The sequence below is a fragment of the Gammaproteobacteria bacterium genome (assembly GCA_013001575.1).
GTDB lineage: Bacteria > Pseudomonadota > Gammaproteobacteria > Steroidobacterales > JABDMI01 > JABDMI01.
In genome coordinates this window covers 1-3921 of the sequence record JABDMI010000062.1, presented here as the reverse complement: position 1 = coordinate 3921, position 3921 = coordinate 1, and the positions used below count along the sequence as shown (strand labels likewise).

Annotated in this window: 2 protein-coding genes; both read left to right on the top strand. The window is 47.7% G+C overall.

Annotated features, from left to right (window positions below; translation table 11 throughout):
- Window positions 1-63 precede the first annotated feature (63 nt).
- Window positions 64-1836, top strand: a complete 1773-nt coding sequence (locus HKN88_05755) for an ABC transporter ATP-binding protein (GenBank protein NNC97560.1) — start codon at window positions 64-66, stop codon at window positions 1834-1836.
- A gap of 123 nt (window positions 1837-1959) precedes the next feature.
- A complete protein-coding gene (locus HKN88_05750) occupies window positions 1960-3909 on the top strand; it encodes a S9 family peptidase (protein NNC97559.1) in 1950 nt (649 codons plus the stop codon).
- The last annotated feature ends 12 nt before the right edge of the window (window positions 3910-3921 follow it).

The following is a 3921-nucleotide window of genomic DNA, read 5'->3' as shown; positions in this document are numbered from 1 at the left end:
ATTAAAGCCGATACTTGTATCGGCTTTTTTTATGTTTAAGCAAAATCCGCGTACAATCAGCGCATGCAAAAAACCTCTCCCTTACGGCGCATCCTGAGTTACGGTCGCAGCAATCGCCGCAAAGCTTTTTGGGCTTCCACCTGTTCAGTACTGAATAAACTGTTTGATATCGCTCCGGAGATCCTGATCGGAGTTGCGCTGGACGTGGTGGTACGGCGTGAATCTTCATTTGTCGCAAAGCTTGGAATCGTTGAAGTTGAACAGCAACTGATCGCCTTGGGTTTGTTAACATTTTTTATCTGGCTGTTTGAATCTCTGTTTCAATATTTGTATTTGCGTTTGTGGCGAAATTTGGCCCAGGATGTACAGCACCAGTTTCGCACGGACACATACGCACACATTCAAAACATGGATGTGGCTTTTTTCGAAAATCAGCCTTCAGGGCGCTTGACCGCAATATTAAATGATGACATTAATCAATTAGAACGTTTTCTAAATGTTGGTGCTAATGATTTTTTGCAAGTCATCACCTCGGTGTTGGCGGTCGGTGCGGTGTTTTTTATTCTATCTCCCAAGATCGCCTTGTTTGCCTTTACTCCGATCCCGGTGATTATATTCGGGGCCTTCTTTTTTCAGAAAAAGGCCGAACCCCTGTACGCCAAAGTTCGTTCCATGGCAGGAAAACTGGCGGGTGCGATCACCAACAATATAACCGGCATTACTACAATTAAAAGTTTCACCCGTGAGCCGGAAGAGCAAGAGCGAATCAATCAACTGAGTACTGAATATTCGGTTGCAAACAGCAAGGCCATTGCCGTGAGTTCGGCTTTCATTCCCCTAATCCGTATGGCGATCCTGAGTGGTTTTTTATTCACTTTTATTCTGGGCGGCTTAGACACTTTACATGGAAAACTCGAGGTGGGCGCTTATGGTGTGTTGGTATTTTTAACCCAGCGTCTGTTATGGCCATTCACCAATCTGGCGGTGACCATGGATCTTTACGAACGCGGCATGGCTTCGGCAAGACGAATATTCAAATTACTCGACCAGCCAATTCAGATCGAAGACGAACGGGGTGCGCGTAATGCATCTCTGGCCGGGGATGTCGAATTATCCAATGTCACGTTTGCCTATGCCAGTAACCCCAAGCCGGTTTTGCATAATATCGATTTGATCATTCCAGAAAATACCACACACGCATTTGTGGGGCAGACCGGGTCCGGAAAATCTACCCTGGTTAAATTGTTATTACGTTTTTATCAACCACAACAAGGTGAAGTGAGAATTGCGGGGCATAATGTTAATGACCTTAAACTGAATTCACTGCGTTCACAGATTGGCCTGGTTTCGCAAGATATTTATTTATTCAATGATACGATCTACGAGAATATCCGTTTTGGTCAACCACAGGCGAGTGCCGAGGATATCTATGCGGCCGCAAGACTGGCCGAGTGCGATGAGTTTATCAGTAAACTTGATCAGGGTTATCAAACCACAATAGGCGAGAGCGGGGTCAAACTTTCCGGCGGTCAAAAGCAACGCTTGTCTTTGGCGCGTGCAATTTTAAAAGAGCCCAGAATCCTGATCCTGGATGAAGCCACGTCTGCGGTAGACAACGAGACCGAAGCCGCCATCCAGTCATCCTTGTTGCATATCGCGCATGACCGCACAGTCATTATGATCGCGCATCGTTTGTCCACAATCGTTTCAGCCGATTGCATCCATGTTATGGAGCACGGCAGGATCGTGGAGAGCGGACAGCATAAGGACCTGTTGCAAGCCAATGGTATTTACCGCCGCTTGTGGGAAGTACAAACCGGGCATGCGGCGGTGTGATCTCGCGAGATTCATCGCTTGGGATTTTACAATTTGCTGCCGCTTCACTATATTGTCTGTTCAAGTGGAATAAAGTCTTGCGTCCATCACAAGTCCACAAAATGAATTCACAAGGATCATATTATGCATAAACACATCTTCCTGATCGGGGCTCTGTTGCTATCATTCACTGCTGCTGCAGATTCCGTTATGGAGCGTACCGCCAATAATGGAAATCTGGTCATGCAGGATGTTCCGGAGATCCCGCAGACGCTGGTGGACGATCTAAACCGATATCAAAATGTACGCTCGGCCCCGTTCAGGGACTTTTCCAATGATGGCAAGAGTATTTTTATCACCACGCGCTTTGGTGATGTGTCACAAATTCATCGTGTCGACAAACCGCTGGGTGCTCGTCAGCAATTGACCTTTTTCAAAGAGCCAATTGGTGGCATCGATCTGCAACCCGGAACCAATAACATCACTTTCACCATGGATGCCGGTGGTAACGAGTTTAGCCAGATATTCATGTTTGATCCTGCGACCGCCAACTCGAACATGCTGACCGATGGCGAGTCGCGTAATAACGGAGTTAACTGGAACCATAGCGGCAGTCACTTTGCCTATGTCAGCACCCGGCGAAACAATAAGTCCAACGACATCTGGTTGATGGATCCGGCCGAGCCGCAGAAAACCGAGATCCTGATGGAGTCTCCGGATGGCAGTTGGTGGGGCGTGAGTGACTGGAGTGCGGACGACAAGCATTTACTGGTACAGCAGTACATCAGCGCTTCTGATTCGAGGATCCACAAACTGGAACTTGAAAACCGTGACTTACAGCTGCTGGCCGGAAGTGATGAAAATCCGAGTGTGAATTATTCGGTGGCCTTTGATGCCACAAGCAATGGGTATTTTTTCATTACCAATCGTTACTCTGAATTTGAGCAGCTGGCCTATCAGTCTTTCAATTCACAAGAACCAACTGTAATCACAAAAAACATAAACTGGAACGTGGAAGGAATGACGCTTTCAGACAACAAGGACCGGGCAGCATTTATAGTGAACCAGGATGGTGTTTACGAACTGTATTTATTGAATCCGAAAAATTTTAAATACAAAAAGGTTAGCGGCTTGCCAATTGGCTTGATCGGAGGTCTGGAGTTCAGTCCGGACGGTAAACAACTGGGACTCACTTTGAATACTTCGCAATCTGCCAGCGACAGTTATGTTTTGTCACTTTCGCGTTCGCCCCTGGGCTACGGAAAATTGACGCGCTGGACCCGCAGCGAGGTTGGTGGCCTGAATACCGAGAAATTTGCCCAACCCGAATTGATCCGTTATCCATCATTTGACCAGCGGAATATTCCGGCATTTATGTATAAGCCCGAAGCAGAAGGGCCTTTGCCCGTGATCATCTCGATTCACGGTGGGCCCGAAGCTCAGTTCCTGCCCAGATTCAGCAGCACATTCCAGTTATGGATAGACAAGATCGGTGCCGCAGTAATCGCTCCCAATGTGCGGGGCTCCGCGGGTTATGGCAAGGAGTACCTCAGTCTGGATAACGGATTTAAACGTGAAGATTCGGTCAAGGATATCGGGGCATTGCTGGACTGGATCGAGACCCAGCCTGACCTGGATTCAAATCGGGTTGCCGTGATTGGTGGCAGTTACGGTGGTTACATGGTTTTGGCCAGCACCATGCACTACAGTGACCGGCTCAAAGCGGCTGTCGATATTGTCGGTATTTCCAATTTTGTAACTTTTCTGGAAAATACCGAAGACTATCGCCGTGACTTGCGCCGGGTTGAATATGGTGACGAGCGTGACCCGGAAATGCGTGCTCATTTGGAGAAGATCAGTCCGAATAATCATGTCGACAAACTGAAGATTCCCTTGTTTGTCGTGCAAGGTCAGAATGATCCGCGTGTGCCAGTGACCGAGGCTGAACAGATCGTCAAAGCCCTCAGGGATGACGGAAAATCAGTTTGGTATATGAATGCCTTGAACGAAGGCCATGGTTATCGCAAAAAAGAGAATCGGGATATTTACCAGCAGGCTGTGGTGATGTTCTTGCAAGAACATTTGGCCGAGTAAGTCTGTAGAGCG